Raw genomic sequence first — 15,087 nt, forward strand, 5'->3', positions numbered from 1 at the left:
AAGTCGGGGGCAGGGCGCAACCGGTGGGCGCAGCGGGGCTGTCCTGCACGGCGAGTCCGGTCGACACCGTCCGAGATCCGAGAGGAAACACCATGAACCTTCTCGATACTCCGCAGCAGTCACTGGGTGGCGTCCCGGTGGGGGCCCACCTGGCCGCCGTCGACGCGCGCTGGGTCGAGCTCCACGCGGCGCTCATCGCGGCCGGGGTGCCCCCGCTCCCGGGCGACAGCGACGCGGTGCACACCCTCGCCCGGCAGCTCGACGACGCCACGGTCAGCGCCGTCGTCGCCTGGATCGACAGCGCCGCCTCCCGCTGAGCCCGGCCCGGGCACCGCGCCTTGTGACGGTCGTGTGACGGGAATTGTGGCCTGCGCCATGGCCGGGAGCGGCAGGGTCCTGATGGGGTCGCCGGATGCGCACCCCCGCCCTCCTCCTCCCGGCCGTGCTCGCCGGTGCCCTGCTCCTGGTCACGGCCTGCGACGTCCCGCACCGGGACGACCGTGCCTCCTGCGCCGCCTCTGCCGTCCCGGTCGCCCCGGCGCCCGCGGGCGGTGCCGCCGGTGTCGAGGGGGACGGCGACGTCGAGATCACCGCCGTGAGCGCACCGCCCGCCCACTGCTCCGGCGTCCCCTTCCACGTCGCGTTCCGCGTCACCAACCACGCCGACGAACCCCTCACCTACACCGTCACGTTCGGGCTCACCTCAGGTGCCGGAGAGGCCCTGGGGAACGTGCCGCACACGGTGTCCGCGGTCCCGCCCGGCCGGACCGTGGAGGGCGAGGCCGACCTCGGCGCACCCCTCGCGCCGCGGTACGCCGCGGAACGGGTGCGCATCGTCAAGGTCAGGAGCGTCCCGGCGGACGAGGTGCCCGCCGCGGGAGGCGCCTGCCCGCCCTCCGGCCTGCGCCTCACCGCCGACGACGGCGACGCCGCCATGGGGCTGCGCGTGGTGGGACTCCGCCTGGAGAACTGCTCCTCCCGCGTCCGGCGCGTCGAGGGCTATCCGTCGGTCCAGCTCCTCGACGAGCAGCGCAAGCCCGTCACGGGGGTCGAGGTCTTCCGGGGCAGCGGGGGCGTCGCCCTCGTGCCCGGCTTCGACGACCCGCCCCGTCCGGTCACCCTGGAGCCGGGCGGGAGCGCGACCGCGGGCCTGATGTGGCGCAACACCGTCACCGACGGCACGTCCGTCAACGCGCCCTACGCGAGGGTGCGGGCGACACCCGGCGCTCCTGCGGTGACGGTGACCCCCGAACTCGACCTCGGCACGACGGGGAAGCTCGGCGTCAGCGCATGGAAGGCCGACCCGGCGACCGCGGCCCGGCCGTGACACCTGGGGCACGCTCCCCGTCGAACCGGTCCTCGACGTCCTCCCCCCATCAGCACGAAGGCCCCGGGCTGCCCGCCCGGGGCCTTCGTGCTGCGCGGGCCACCCCGTTCCTCCCCTCACGAATGTCACGGTTGTGTCCCGAGGGGTGCCGGGGAGGCCGCTTCGTTTGACACGGCTCAGCTCCCCCTCTCATCATCATTCCACTAATCGAGTAGCTAAAGGGTGTTGAAGCACGTGGACTTCCGCATCGACCGGCGGAGCGGGATCGCCGCCTACCAGCAGATCGTGCAGCAGACCAAGCAGGCCCTACGGCTGGGCGTCCTGATGCCGGGGGACCGGCTGCCCACCGCCAAGGAGGTCGCGGAGACCAGCGCCGTCAACCCGAACACCACGCTCAAGGCCTACCGCGAGCTGGAACGCGAGGGGCTGGTCGAGCCGAGGCCCGGCCTCGGCACCTTCATCCGCCGCTCACTGGCCCGTCCCCAGGCGGGTGCCGACTCCCCGTTGCGCGGGGAGCTGGAGGCGTGGATGACCCGGGCCCACGAGGCGGGCCTGGAGCGCGAGGACGTGGCCGCGCTGGTCGCGGCGGTCCTGGAGGAGCGGTACGCCGGGACCACGGCGGCCGACGGAACACCGGAGGACGGGGAAATGAGGATGACCAGTGCGTGACGCCATGAATGCCATGGACATGGGTGGCCCGGTGGAGGAGTCGGCGATGGAGGCCCGCGGGGTCGGCCGGAAGTACCGCCGGGGCTGGGCCCTGCGGGACTGCTCGTTCCGCCTGCCGGCCGGCCGGATCTGCGGGCTGGTGGGCCCCAACGGCGCGGGCAAGACCACGCTGATGTCCATCGCCGCCAACCTGCTGGAGCCGTCGGAGGGCACCCTCACGGTGTTCGGCGCGGCGCCCCAGTCCGCGGAGGCCGGACGCCGTACGGCGTTCCTCGCCCAGGAGAAGCCGCTGTTCCGCCGCTTCACCGTGGCCGAGACGCTGCGCATGGGCCGCGAGCTCAACCCCGGCTGGGACCAGCAGGCCGCCGAGCAGATCGTCCGCGCGGGCAACGTGCCCCTGCACGCGAAGGTCGGCACCCTCTCCGGCGGACAGCGCACCCGCGTCGCCTTCGCCCTCGCCTTCGGCAAGCGACCCGACCTGCTGCTGCTCGACGAGCCGATGTCCGACCTCGACCCGCTGGTGCGCCACGAACTCATGGGCACCCTGCTGGCCGAAGCCGCCGAGCACGGCACCACGGTGCTGATGTCCTCCCACATGCTCAGCGAGCTGGAGAGCGTCTGCGACTTCCTCCTGGTCATCTCCACGGGCGGTCTGCGCATCGCCGGTGACGTGGACGAGATCCGCAGCGCCCACGTGCTGCTGCAGGGCGTGGCCGGCGACGAGGGCCCGGGCGTCCCCGCGGAACTCGCCCGCCACACCGTCGTCGAGTACCGCACCAGCGGGCGCCAGGCCACCGCCCTCATCCGCCCCGACGGCCCGGTGAGCGGCCAGTGGCAGTCCCACACCCCGCAACTGGAGGAACTCCTGCTCGCCTACCTGCGCTCCCCCGAAGCGCCACCACTGATCAGTCCCGTGGCCCAGGTCCCGGGGCAGCCGTACGGCGTGAACGGCCCGCGGGGGGCGGCGGCATGAGCAACCTGACCGCGAACCCGTCCGCGCCGTCCGCGGCCCCGGTCGCCGACAGCGGCGTCCGCCGCCCCCGGCTCAGCGGCATGACCTGGCTCATCTGGCGCCAGCACCGCGCCGCCTACTGGACCATCCTGGCCGCGACGGCCCTGTCCGTGGGGTGGATGCTCTACCAGCGCGCCGGCCTGCTGGATTACCTCACCGCCCACGGCTGGCCCGAGGCGAGCTCCGACAAGTGGACGGAGGACATCAACCCGCACAGCGCCCCGCTCCTGAAGGCCGCCTTCGGCCTCGGCTTCGTCCCCATACTCCTCGGCGTCTTCCTCGGCGCCCCGCTGCTCGCCGGCGACCTGGAGAGCGGCACGGCCAAGCTGGTCACCTCCCAGGCCGCCGGCCCCGCCCGCTGGCTCGCCGCCAAGCTCGGCATCAGCGCGCTGGTGGTCGTGGTCTGCACCGTGGCCCTCTCCTTCACCTTCGGCCGGTGGTGGGCACCGGTCAGCAAGGAGAACACGGTCATGGACTGGACCTCCGGCCAGGCCTTCGACAACACCGGGCCCGTGCCCGTCGCGCTCACGCTCTTCACCGTCGTGAGCGGCATCGCGATCGGCATGCTCCTGCGCCGCACCCTGCTCGCGATGGTCGTGACCTTCTTCTTCGCGGCGGCCGTCCAGGTGGTCTGGGCGTACAGCCGGCTCGACCTCGGCAACGTCATCAGGCTCACCACCGACTCGGGGGTGACCCCCGGCAGCAGCCCCCGTCTTCCCACCGCCGCCTACGAGGTCGACCAGTCGTTCATCACCTCGTCCGGGCACACCATCGGCTGGAGCACCTGCACGGACGCGGGGTCGGAACAGGCGGTCGACGCCTGCCTGAAGCAGAAGGGCGTCGTGGGCTGGGCGCTGGACTACATCCCCATGTCCCAGATGAGCGGCATGCAGTGGCTCGGCGCCTCGATCCTGTTCGCCCTTGCCGCCGCCATCACGGCCTTCGTCTTCCTCTGGGGCCGCAAGCGCGTCGTCTGACATGACGCCGTCGGCCACGACGACACGACCCCGGGGAGACGCGCCGAGCGTCACCCGGGGTCGTGTCGTCGGTGCCGGCGGTCCCCCGGCTGATGGGCCCGCAGGCCACCGGGAGCACATCCGGCGCTCGGTGGAAGCGGCGCTCGGCGCCCGCGTCGGGACCACCGACCGCCGGCGCGCGGCACGCGACGTCTGGCAGATCCTGCTCGACCTGGCCACCGCCGACCTCCCCGGCACCGGACCGCGCGGGGCGCGGCGCTGCGCTCCGAACTCGCCGCCGTCGAACCGCCCGCCGAGCGCCGCAGGTTCGCCCTCGGCGGGGTGTGGACGGCGGCCACGGCCGGCGGCGCCGCCCTCGGCGCGGTGCTCCGGCCCCCGCGCACCACCACCGCCCCCGACGCCCCGGTCCCGGCGGCCGCCCGCTGAGGGCGCCCATGCGGCGCCGTCCGCGGTCAAGGCGACCCGGCGGGCCGGGCGGGCACCGCGGGGCGTCAACTGACGTGCATTCGGGGCCATATGCCGTCGACGCTCATGCCACGGGTGCGGGGCTGTGAGCTCCGGTAGCGCCCCGGGTGAGTGCCTCCTCCGCCTGTGCGAGTCCGCGGACCGCCTGGGTCAGCTGACTCGGAGGAAGCGTGTACGGCAGCCGGATGTTGCGTTCGAACGCGCCTCCGATCCCGAACCGCGGTCCGGCTGCGATGGTCACTCCGTGGTCGGGCGCGATCGCGGCCAGCCGCGAGCTGATGGGCTGGGGGAACGTCGCCCAGAGCGTCATGCCGCCGGCGGGTCGCGGGGCGTGGAGGCCGGGCAGGTGCTCGCTGAGCGCTCGGAGCAGTACGTCGCGTTGCGACCTCAGTTGCCCGAGCGTGCCGGGGCGCCGGGTCCGGTCCTCGTTCAGGAGGACGGCCGTGGCGAGTTGCTCGACGACGGGGGTGCCGAGATCCGTGGCGTGACGGGTCTGCTGGACGCGTTCCAGGAGAGCGGGCGTCGCGCGGATCCAGCCGATGCGCAGGCCGCCCCAGATGCTCTTGGAGACCGAGCCGATGCTGATGGCGGTCGGCATGTGGAGCGCGAAGGGTTCCGGGCTTTCCCCGTCCAGGGCCAGGTCGGTCATGGTCTCGTCGATGACCGTGGGACACGCGAGCCCGAGGCCTTGGCGGACGCTCGTGGGCATGCACAGCCCTGTCGGATTGTGGAAGTCGGGGATCAGGTAGGCCAGGCTCGCGATGCGGCCCGCCGCTTGGAGCTGCGCGGTGTCCCAGCCCGAGGACGCCACGGCGACGGGGAGGAGCCGAGCCCGCACCTCGGTGAACGTGGTGATCGCGTGCGGGTAGGTCGGGTGGTCGATCAGGACCTGGTCGCGTGGCGACAGGAGCGTTCGCGCCAGGAGGGCAAGCGCGTGCTGCGCGCCGTTGGTGATCAGGATGTGATCGGGCGGCGTCGGCAGTCCGCGCCGCTCGTACCAGTGGGCCACCGCTTCGCGCAGCTCCGCGGTGCCGCTGCGGTCGTAGCCGTGCCGCTCGTAGTGCCGTGGCAGCTGTTCGAGGGCGGTCGCGTACGCGGCGTGGAGGATCTCGACGGGCGCGGGGGGCGCGGCGAAGGACAGGTCGATGGCCGCCGCGTTCGTGCCGGCCCGGCGCTCGGGCGGCGTGTCGTCGGGGAGCCGCACGGTCGCCCTGGCGCGCGCCCGTGTGGCGAGGTATCCGTGCTCGACCAGAGTGCGGTAGGCGGCGCCGACGGTGGTCCTGCTGGTGGACAGTGCGGTGGCCAGGTCACGCTCGCTCGGCAGGGTGGAGCCGAGCGAGAGACGCCCGTCCAGGACCAGCAGCCGCAGCCTGTCGGAGAGGCGCTGATGCGCCGGCCCGGGCCCCGCCTGCCAGGTCCCCAGCATGCCTGCGACCACGTGCGACGTAACTTTCACCCGGCCAGCCTAACCAATCTGGCTATGGAATCCAGGTCCAGATGCCTCGCAGGCTTGCGGCATGGCACCTCCTGTTACCGCTGCACGCACGTCCGTCCCGCCCGGCCACGACCAGCCCGCCCTGACCCGTATGAACGCCTTCGCCCAAATCCGAGCGGGCCGAAAGGCGCGCCGCATCCCCCAACTCCTGCTCGGCTTGGTGGGGTACGGGGCCGCCGTGATGACGCTCGTCCAGTCCGGGCTGGGAGCAGCCAGCTGGAACGTGCTCACCGAGGGCACCGCCAAGGTCCTCGGCATCTCTTTCGGCTGGACGACGAACCTGATCTCGCTGCTGGTGCTCCTCCTGTGGATTCCCCTGCGGGAACTGCCCGGCCTCGGCACACTCCTCAACGTCGCCATCGTCGGCTTCGCCGCGGACGCCACCGCCACCGTCCTCCCCCACCCCCAGGGGACACCTGCCGCGATCGGGTACCTCGTCGTCGGCCTGGTCGCCCTGGCCTTCTTCGACGCGCTCTACCTCGGTGCCCAGTTCGGATCGGGCCCCCGCGACGGCATCATGACCGGACTCGTCCGGCTCACCCGCCTACCCATCGCCGCGGTGCGCACCGGCATCGAAATCACCGTCGCCACCGCCGGCTGGCTCCTGGGCGGAACCGTCGGCCCCGGAACCGTGCTCATCGCCCTGTGCATGGGGCCCCTCGTCGGCTACTTCCTGCCACGCGTGGCAGTTCGCCTCCCCGCCGTCGCCGCGGACGAGGCGCACACCCGTGCTTGATCCGTGCCCGACGGCCTGACCTGTGGTTCCCCGCCTTGGACGGAATGGGCGGCGCCTCCTTCTGCGTACCGCGATTCCCCCCTGACCCCCCGACCGTTCTGGCGCAGGAGTGGCACGGGCTCCGCACTGGTGACCCTCTCGACGGGGACTACGGGCGCAGCGGTCTAAGGTGCGCTTCGCTGTCCAGGGGTTTGGCGGGGTCCAACTCGGTTGACCGCGGCCCGTACAGATGCTGTACTCCGCTGCTGTGCAGCGACCTCGGAGGGTCCGCGCCCGACCGTCGGACCGGATGAGTACGGGAGGGGCTTCTACTCCTGATCTGCGGCGCACCGGTTGAGAAGAGGGGGCGGCGTGGAAGTCTTTCGTTTCGAACGCAACGAGTGGGTTGTCACCGGGCACGGCAGCACCGGCCTCCATGCGACCCGCATCGCCACTGGTGAAGGCTCGGTGCACCTCACCTGCCTAAGCGTGGAGCCAGGCGGCGTCATCGGCACGCACCCCGCGCCCGTGCCCCAAGTGTTCATTGTCACCGCAGGTGAAGGCTGGATCGCCGGCCCCGACGGGGAGCGCGTCCCCATCGCTGCTGGTCAAGGGGTCCGGTGGGAACAAGGTGAGGCTCACACTTCGGGAACTGACGTTGGCTTCACGGCGATCGCAATCGAAGGTTCTTCCATGGAGCTCTTCAAGTCTGCGGTTCCTGGGGACTGACCGACCACGAGCACGCCGAGTTCCGACGTTCCGCAAGGTCCTGTCGATCGACGGCAAGCGATCAGTTCTTCTGGGTCTTGTCGGGGATCTCCGCGACCTGCGTCTTCGCTGGTCGCGGAAATGCTCCGGTGCGCCTGAGCGGGTGGCTGTCGTCGTCGTTGGTCGTTGCGGAGCACCCTCGGACGGCCCGCAAGCCGCGCTGGAAGCGCAACGGCTGACGGCTGACCGACAGGCGGCCCCGTTCTCTCCGGACGTGCCCGCCCCGCCTGTTGGTCCGCCGGCCTGATCGCCCTCTGGCATGACGTGACGTCAGATCCCGTCCCGCACCGCCCTGCTGAATGCGGCCCCGGCTTATTGAACGGGTTCGAAATTCTCTTCCGTGACCTGTGAGCCTGTTGTTAGGATCCGATCACTCGGGTGTGGGGGGCGGGGGGACGCCGGGATTGGCCGGCTTGCTTGCTGCGAGTGCTGAGGACCGAGCCGATTCCCCCGCCTGTTCCCAGGTCCGTTCGCGTCAGGGGTGGAATCAAGTGGCCAGACGTGTCCTCCTCCGCAGTGCCGTCACGACGGTCGTGTCGCTGTCGCTGGCTGTCGGTCCTGCCTCCTGGGTCGCGTCGGCCGATGCAGGAACGTTCACTGCGGCCACGATTCCCGCGACCATGCGCGTCACACCGGGCTCCGGCTCCGTGGTGAGCGTCGGGCCTTCCGGGTTCCTGCACAGCGCCACCACCACGAGCGGTCCCTCCGGATTGGAGTGGACGGGCGCGGACGGCTCGACCCGAAAGCTTGAAGGCACGCATCTGTACGACCCCGTGGAGTACTACGGAGCGGCATCGGACGTCGTGGCGCTGCCGCCCAGCGGTGGCACGGGCGACGTACTGCTGCGGAACATGGTCACCGACGAGACTACGACGGTCACAGTCCCCGCAGGTCAGCTGTACAGCAGGGTGATCGGGACCACGGTGGTGACCAAGGGCGGAGCCGGTGCCGACGGGTACTGGACCGAGTTTCATCTGCTGAGCGATGAGAACGGGACCACGGTGGACCGCCGTGTGACAGGCCTTCCGGAGGGTGCCTCCGTCACCGCTGTCGGCCGGGCCGGCGTCCATGGGTTCCTCTCATTTCTGAACGTCCCCGGCGAGGACGTCGGACAGTACGCCTGGATCGATCTCCGCACCGCGGAAGCCACGTTTCTGCCGTACGGCACGGTCTATGGGAATTCCGTGGTGACCGCCCTTCACCTGGTCACCCCCCAGGCCGATGGCGTGCGGATCTATGAGCAGGGCCGGTTCGACACCCCCGTACGCGAGGTTCAGATCGGTCTCAAGGACGCGAAGGTTCTCGGCGTCGTCGGCGACTCGCTGATCGTGGGCCGCTATGACGCTTCGCTCGGTCAGAAGGCGTCCGGAGCGTCCATCTGGAAGGTCGTGGCCGTCCCCTTCGACGGTTCCGGCGAGCGGACGCTTCTCGCCCGTGCGGTGGCGGACCGTGTTGCCGTCCGGCCGGACGGCGGCGTTCAACTCGTCGGCGGCCAGTCCGCGGAGGACTACGGCTACCAGGACATCACCGCCGGGGCGGACGGCGTACCGTACGCGGCTCGTGTGCTCGGCATCCCGCCGGTCCCGATGGCGCTCCAGCGGCTGACGCTGGATCACAACACCCTCACAACACTGGAGTTCGGTGACGGGGGCACCTTCGTATACGACCGCCCCCTCACCGAAACCGCGCCCGGATACGGCGAGCGCGTGCGGATCGGCGGCCTGCCGGCCCCGTACAACAAGTGCAGCGTCGCCTGGGGGCTGTGCCCCGAGCTGTATCCCACCGGGGACGGCCGGACCGTGTACCGCGGGACAGTGAGCGTGGACAGCGGCTGGCAGCCCAAGCTGTTCGTCGTGGGCAAGGGCGGGACGTTCCCCGGAACGCCGATCGAAACGGGCATCCAGGATTCCTTCGACGATTCCCCGGACCAGATGAGGATCGTGGGGGCATCCGAAAACCTGGTGCTGGTCGAAGGGAGACCTGCCGGCGGCAGCCGGGAACTCCGGGTCGTGGACATCGACTCCGGCAAGGTCGTGCACACGGAGCCGTACCAGAGGGGTGCGATCTGGGGGACCACTCTGTGGTCCTCGGCTCCGGGCGGCAAGGTCACGGCCAAGGACGCGCGCACCGGGGCCTCGCTGACGTCCTTCACGGTGAACAGCGGGTGCTCCTCGATGGTCGACCTGCAGGCCGTCGGCCGGTGGCTGTACTGGACGTGCAACGTGAGCATCGCTCCGTACGCCGCGGGCGGCGTCTACGACCTCCAGTCCAGGAAGAACATTCCGCTTCCCTCCACCGCGCAGGCCTACCTCGGCGATGGTGTCGTCGCCGTCCGGGGCGGGCAGGGGCTGGCTGTCTACGGCCTGCAGACCGGGACGGCCGTCCAGCGGTGGTCAACCGACGCCGCGGGGCTTGTGGCGCTCGACCCTCGCAGCGGTGACCTTGCGTACTCCACGCTGGACCAGGCTGTCCACGTCCTGCACACCGGGCGGCCCCAGGCGGCCCTGGTTTCTCCCTACCGGAACGTCACCGCGCGGGTGGAGACGGACGTGACCCCGGTCTCCTGGCGCGGTGAGTGGTGGCTTTCCGAGCCGACGGCTTCCTGGAAGGTGGAGATACGCCACGAGGCCACGGGCCGCGTGATGGCCACGCGCAGTGGCGGACCGGCCGAGTACTCGATCGCGACGACCTGGAACGGCCGGGACACGGCAGGCGGACTGCTTCCCAACGGCTCGTACACCTGGACGCTGACGGCTCAGCCGGCGGACGGGCAGGGAGCGGCCTTGGTCCAGTCCGGCACGGTCCGGTTGACGGGTGGCACGGCGGTATGGCGGGACCACGCCGGCGGCTCGGCGCTGCCCGACGGTGTCGGCGACCTCCTGACGATGAACTCCTCGGGCGCGCTGACGTTCCAGCAGGGCACGGGCAAGGGCACGTTCTCGGGGAAGGTCAGCGGCAGCGGCTGGGCGACCAGCATCCGTCCGGTGCCCGTCGGGGACCTGAGCGGTGACCGCTGCAACGACGTCCTGGTCCGGCTGAGCAGCGGTACCCTCCGCCTGTACAGGCCGGCGTGTGGGGCGGCGCTCAAGCCGACGACCCCGTACACGACGCTGGGCACGGGCTGGAACCAGTACGACGTCCTGACCTCCCCCGGTGACGTCACCAAGGACGGCCGCCCCGACCTGATCGCCCGCAACGCTTCGACCGGGGCGGTGTACCTGTACAAGGGCGTGAGCGGTGGCAAACTTGCCGCGCGCGTGAAGCTGGTCGACAACTGGAAGACGTACAAGAAGGTCGTCGGGGCCGGGGATCTGAACGGTGACGGGATCGGCGATCTCGTCACGCAGGACAAGTCGAACAACCTGTACCGGTACTTCGGCAAGGGCAACGGCACCTTCGCCACCCGCGCGAAGATCGCCACCGGTTGGGGGGCCTCGTACAACGCGGTCGTCGGCGTCGGGGACATCACCGGCGACGGAAAGGCCGATCTGGTCGCCCGGGACACCGCCGGGAATCTCTACCGGCAAACCGGCTACGGCAACGGATCCTTCGCCGCACGCGTGAAGATCGCCACCGGCTGGCAGGGCTACAAGGGCATTTTCTAAAGCGCCAACGCGGGGCGAGGGACCAGGTTGGGGAGTGCATCCCGGACCTGGTCCCTTGTCTTTGGAGCGGGTGACGGGGATTCGAACCGGCGCTCTGAGCCTGGGAATCACCGGGCGAATCGAGCCGGAGGGACTGCTGACCTGCGCAAAGCGCGTACAGCCGGTCGCCGGAGAGATGCTGCCCGTGACCGCGACTGAGCGCTGTTCTCCCCACTTTCTGGCACGCATCTGGCACGGCTCCAGACCGTCGTCACCAAGCCGGTCGTGGATCTTGGCGTTCCGTCGAGAGTTTTGTGGGAACAGTGCTGCCCACGTCCGTTCGCCACAGATACCCCGGGCTCGGTGAGTAGTCGTCGGTCGGCGGTGCTGGGGGGTAGAACCTTTGAGTTCGCGGGAGCGGTACCTCGACCAGTCTGCCATCGTGGATCATCCACAGGCCGAAGCAGTCGTCCTCCTCGTCATGGATCAGTACCTGCACGTTGCCCGGGTTGGCCCAAGGAAGCGACTCCAGGTGCTTGAGCAGTCCGGAGCGCGTCCAATTTCTGTAGAACTCGATGACCCATCCACCGGCGAACAGGCCGAGCGGCTTGAATTCACCCTTCCAGCTGCGCGACCCGTCCGAGCGGGTCAGCGGTTCCATGACCTCGTCCTCGTACGTTGCCAGCACGATGACCTGCGCAATTCTGCTCATGCCGGCATATCACCGCACGCCGCACGGCAACGGCAAACCATTTCGGACTGGAAGGAGCCGCCCCGTCTGCGGCGACGCCACGCACGCCGGAAAGGGAGCATGCCGCAATCCTGGCCGAGGTTGGTCATAGCGACCCCCGCTTTAGGAGCGAGGTGGGGCGGCCCTTGTCCTGACCTGGGGTTCCATGCCCTGGGTGGAGTCCGGCAGCACGCACCCTGGCGCACTCCTATTCCCCGTGGGACCCCGCTCGTTCTGGCACGGATGTGGCACGCGAGACCTTGGGTTGGTGTGTCTCTTACCTGCTGCCATGGTCTGCAGGTGTGCCATGCGCGTATCGGTCAGAAGGGAGGTTCGAGATCACCGCGGCCATCGCTGTGCGGCCCCCGGTCCTCGGCCTCCTCCGAAAGAGGCTCCGGGCCAGGCGGATGGTGGCCCCATGTTTTGAGGGCCCTCCACGCGACGCGCCGGTTGGGCTCGTAGCTGCTGGTGTCCAGGATGCGGTGCGCGTGCACGGCGAGGTGATCACGGTGCTCGGCGAGCGCGGGGTGTTCGGCGAGGATGAGCGCGGCCATGACGGCGGCTTCGCGCACGTTCTTGTGGCTGTCCTGCAGGAAGGGCGCGACGGCCCGGTAGAGCATCGGACGCAACTCCCGGAAGGCCGCCACGGTGGTGTCCGGGGCGAAGCCTGGCCAGTACTCCTCGTTGCGGGCGACGATCTCGTCGGAGGCGTCGTGAAGCGTGGAAGCCAGCCAGCCCAACAACGTCGCGCGGATGGGGATGTCGCGATAGGGCCGTCGCGTCATGGCCGCCGGGTGGGTGAGGATGGCAGCGACGTACATGGCGGCGGGGGCGGTGGCTTCGTAAATGGTGTTCTGGTGGCCGACCAGCTCACCCAGCTCCTGCAAAGCCGTGACCTGGACCTTGGGATCGGGCTCCAAAAGTTGCGTCAGAACCTTAGGAAGGTCCTCACCGGACCCGAAAGCCGTCTGGAGCGAACCCCAGTTGGTTTCCGCCAGGACAACCTGGTAGGGCGGCAAGTCAGGCTCGCGGGGTGCCCCGGCATTGGAACGACTGTGGGTCACAGGCCAAATCTAGACCAGACTTCTGACACCATCCCCTTCCGGGTCAGTCCCTCGGTCTGCGGTCCGGCCATAGGCCGCTGCTGCGCGTGTGGCATGTCACCAGTTTGGAAGACGTCGTATGCGGATGGCCGCTGACCTGGCGACTCTGGCGCCGCCGTTCCCCGCGAGTCCCCGCTGCGTCCCCCTGGCAGGCCGGGTGGGATCTGCTGCGCTTCGCTCTCGTATGCGAGTTCCGGCGTTAGGCGATCGCCGGTCGGCGAGTCCTGGCCAGGGGTTCGGGGACTCGGTGACCGGAGAACTGGATGAGGCCGCGGACCGCTTCGCGGGCCAGGTGGGGGGAGTGGACTTGTTCGGGAGCCAGGGTTTCGGCTTCGAGGAGTGCGGCTGTGGCCTCGCCGACGTGCCGCTGCTGCGCGTGCGCTCGCGCCACGGACCTGGATCGGCAAAGAGAGGTCGCAGAGGGTCTGGACCGCTTGGTCCGGGAGCGGCGTGAAGCAACGAATCACGCAGCATCTGGCACGGATCTGGCACGAGACGCTTGATCCGGTCTGGAATCAAAGAAGCCCCGGGCTGTATGCCTGGGGCTTTCTGCTGGAGCGGGTGACGGGAATCGAACCCGCGCTCTGAGCTTGGGAAGCTCATGTTCTACCATTAAACTACACCCGCGTAAGACACCTGTTGAGGCATCTGACCTCGCACACTGTACCCCATGCCCGGCCCCGGACGCATACCTCCGGGGCCTTCGTGTTGCCTCCGGAATGGCGTGCGTGGGGAGGCGCGGGAGGCGTACGGTGAGGGGGACCCGGGGTGCCTGAGTGGGCGGAGTGCCGCGTGAGGCGGGGGTGGGTTCATCCCCTAATGTGGCTTTCGTCGTTGAGGTACCGGGGAGAAGGGGAGCGATGGATCGCACCGTCGTTCGTTGTGCCGAAGGGCACGTTTTCAGCACCGCCACGTTCCCGATGCAGAACCTGGGCGCCGGAAGGCTCGGCCCCGGGCGCTTGATCAGGTGTCCGCGGTGCGCGCGGCTGCGGAGCGCCGTCCCCGTGGCGGCTGACAGCGGCAAGTAGCCGCGCAGGTTCGGACGCGCAGGTCGGACGTGACGCGGGGCTCCGGGCCGGGTCGGCTCGATTCGGCCCGGAGCCCGGTCCCCGCGTAACCTGCTTGCGTGCTTCTCTCTGACAAGGACATCCGGACCGAGATCGACAACGGGCGGGTCGGGATCGACCCGTACGAGCCGTCGATGGTGCAGCCGTCGAGCATCGACGTCCGGCTGGACCGCTTCTTCCGGGTGTTCGAGAACCACCGGTACCCGCACATCGACCCGGCCGTCGAGCAGCCGGACCTGACGCGGCTGGTGGAGCCGGAGGGGGACGACGCGTTCATCCTCCACCCCGGGGAGTTCGTGCTGGCCTCGACGTACGAGGTGATCTCCCTGCCGGACGACATCGCCTCGCGCCTGGAGGGCAAGTCGAGCCTCGGCCGACTGGGGCTGCTGACGCACTCGACGGCGGGCTTCATCGACCCCGGTTTCTCGGGGCACGTGACGCTGGAGCTGTCGAACGTCGCCACCCTGCCGATCAAGCTCTGGCCGGGCATGAAGATCGGGCAGCTGTGCCTCTTCCGCCTGACCTCGTCGGCGGAGTTCCCGTATGGCTCGGACAAGTACGGCTCGCGGTACCAGGGGCAGCGGGGGCCGACGCCGTCGCGTTCCTACCTCAACTTCCACCGGACGAAGGTCTGAGCGCATGAGCGGGCCGGCGCGGGAGAACCTGACGTACGAGGCCTTCGGGCAGGCGGTGCGGGACCTGGCGCAGACGATCGCCGACGACGGCTTCGAGCCGGACCTCGTGCTGTCGATCGCCCGCGGCGGGGTGTTCGTGGCGGGCGGGCTCGCGTACGCGCTCGACTGCAAGAACATCCACCTGGTGAACGTCGAGTTCTACACCGGGGTCGGGACGACGCTGGAGATGCCGGTGATGCTGGCCCCGGTGCCGAACGCGATCGACTTCTCCGACAAGAAGGTGCTGATCGCGGACGACGTCGCCGACACGGGCAAGACGCTCAAGCTCGTCCGCGACTTCTGCGCCGACCACGTCGCCGAGGTGCGCAGCGCGGTGATCTACGAGAAGTCGCACTCGCTCGTGAAGTGCGACTACGTCTGGCGGCGCACCGAGGACTGGATCAACTTCCCCTGGAGCGTCGATGGGCCCGTGGTCCGTCGGGCGGGACAGGTCTTCGACGCCTGACCGGCGACAGCAAGGGCAGTGGGCATTTACATCTG

At 70.0% G+C, this 15,087-nt stretch carries 14 protein-coding genes and 1 tRNA gene; 11 read left to right on the plus strand and 4 right to left on the minus strand.

The features are described 5' to 3' along the window. Window positions 1-92 precede the first annotated feature (92 nt). The 5 genes from PV410_RS04760 to PV410_RS04780 all read left to right on the plus strand — a co-directional run bounded on the left by PV410_RS04760 (window position 93) and on the right by PV410_RS04780 (window position 3,985). The gene (locus tag PV410_RS04760) at window positions 93-317 is read left to right on the plus strand and encodes a hypothetical protein (protein ID WP_499512723.1); all 225 of its coding nucleotides are present in this window, start codon (window positions 93-95) and stop codon (window positions 315-317) included. A gap of 95 nt (window positions 318-412) precedes the next feature. Beyond that, window positions 413-1,327 carry a DUF4232 domain-containing protein gene (locus tag PV410_RS04765; RefSeq protein WP_500322517.1) on the plus strand — a complete coding sequence of 305 codons (915 nt, stop codon included), beginning with the start codon at window positions 413-415 and terminating at the stop codon, window positions 1,325-1,327. Window positions 1,328-1,561: 234 nt separating this feature from the next. Beyond that, on the plus strand, window positions 1,562-1,996 hold the full coding sequence (locus PV410_RS04770) for a GntR family transcriptional regulator (RefSeq protein WP_500322518.1): 435 nt from the start codon (window positions 1,562-1,564) through the stop codon (window positions 1,994-1,996). Window positions 1,997-2,000: 4 nt separating this feature from the next. Further along, window positions 2,001-2,969: an ABC transporter ATP-binding protein gene (locus PV410_RS04775; RefSeq protein ID WP_499516883.1), complete on the plus strand. Its 969-nt coding sequence runs from the start codon at window positions 2,001-2,003 to the stop codon at window positions 2,967-2,969. Next, entirely contained in the window at window positions 2,966-3,985 is a 1,020-nt protein-coding gene (locus PV410_RS04780) for an ABC-2 membrane transporter-related protein (protein WP_500322519.1), read from the plus strand. Before PV410_RS04775 ends, PV410_RS04780 begins: the two co-directional genes overlap by 4 nt. A gap of 529 nt (window positions 3,986-4,514) precedes the next feature. Here the strand turns inward: PV410_RS04780 and yczR are convergent. Then, window positions 4,515-5,906, minus strand: a complete 1,392-nt coding sequence (gene yczR / locus PV410_RS04785; protein ID WP_500322521.1) for a MocR-like transcription factor YczR — start codon at window positions 5,904-5,906, stop codon at window positions 4,515-4,517. A gap of 61 nt (window positions 5,907-5,967) precedes the next feature. Here yczR and yczE point away from each other — a divergent pair, with 61 nt between their 5' ends. The 3 genes from yczE to PV410_RS04800 all read left to right on the plus strand — a co-directional run bounded on the left by yczE (window position 5,968) and on the right by PV410_RS04800 (window position 11,033). After that, on the plus strand, window positions 5,968-6,681 hold the full coding sequence (gene yczE, locus PV410_RS04790) for a membrane protein YczE (RefSeq protein ID WP_500322522.1): 714 nt from the start codon (window positions 5,968-5,970) through the stop codon (window positions 6,679-6,681). 351 nt (window positions 6,682-7,032) lie between these two features. Next, complete coding sequence (locus PV410_RS04795) at window positions 7,033-7,389, plus strand: cupin domain-containing protein (protein ID WP_500322524.1); 357 nt, start codon at window positions 7,033-7,035, stop codon at window positions 7,387-7,389. Between the two features lie 659 nt (window positions 7,390-8,048). Beyond that, a complete protein-coding gene (locus PV410_RS04800; protein WP_500322526.1) occupies window positions 8,049-11,033 on the plus strand; it encodes an FG-GAP-like repeat-containing protein in 2,985 nt (994 codons plus the stop codon). A gap of 250 nt (window positions 11,034-11,283) precedes the next feature. On the opposite strand, the gene PV410_RS04805 is transcribed toward PV410_RS04800, so the two are convergent. Continuing rightward, a complete protein-coding gene (locus PV410_RS04805; RefSeq protein ID WP_500322528.1) occupies window positions 11,284-11,724 on the minus strand; it encodes a hypothetical protein in 441 nt (146 codons plus the stop codon). Window positions 11,725-12,062: 338 nt separating this feature from the next. After that, the gene (locus PV410_RS04810; RefSeq protein ID WP_500322530.1) at window positions 12,063-12,806 is read right to left on the minus strand and encodes a hypothetical protein; all 744 of its coding nucleotides are present in this window, start codon (window positions 12,804-12,806) and stop codon (window positions 12,063-12,065) included. A 489-nt stretch (window positions 12,807-13,295) separates the two neighbouring features. Here PV410_RS04810 and PV410_RS04815 point away from each other — a divergent pair, with 489 nt between their 5' ends. Beyond that, the gene (locus PV410_RS04815; RefSeq protein ID WP_500322531.1) at window positions 13,296-13,433 is read left to right on the plus strand and encodes a hypothetical protein; all 138 of its coding nucleotides are present in this window, start codon (window positions 13,296-13,298) and stop codon (window positions 13,431-13,433) included. On the opposite strand, the gene PV410_RS04820 is transcribed toward PV410_RS04815, so the two are convergent. Next, window positions 13,399-13,472: transfer RNA gene (locus PV410_RS04820), tRNA-Gly, on the minus strand. The two genes, PV410_RS04815 and PV410_RS04820, sit on opposite strands and share 35 nt — an antisense overlap. 499 nt (window positions 13,473-13,971) lie before the next feature. Between PV410_RS04820 and dcd the strand changes: the two genes are divergently transcribed. After that, the gene (gene dcd / locus PV410_RS04825) at window positions 13,972-14,547 is read left to right on the plus strand and encodes a dCTP deaminase (RefSeq protein ID WP_499512697.1); all 576 of its coding nucleotides are present in this window, start codon (window positions 13,972-13,974) and stop codon (window positions 14,545-14,547) included. Window positions 14,548-14,551: 4 nt separating this feature from the next. Then, the gene (locus PV410_RS04830) at window positions 14,552-15,052 is read left to right on the plus strand and encodes a phosphoribosyltransferase (RefSeq protein WP_500322533.1); all 501 of its coding nucleotides are present in this window, start codon (window positions 14,552-14,554) and stop codon (window positions 15,050-15,052) included. Window positions 15,053-15,087: the final 35 nt, after the last annotated feature.

The organism is Streptomyces sp. PA03-5A (assembly GCF_033792725.1).
Classification (GTDB): Bacteria; Actinomycetota; Actinomycetes; order Streptomycetales; family Streptomycetaceae; genus Actinacidiphila.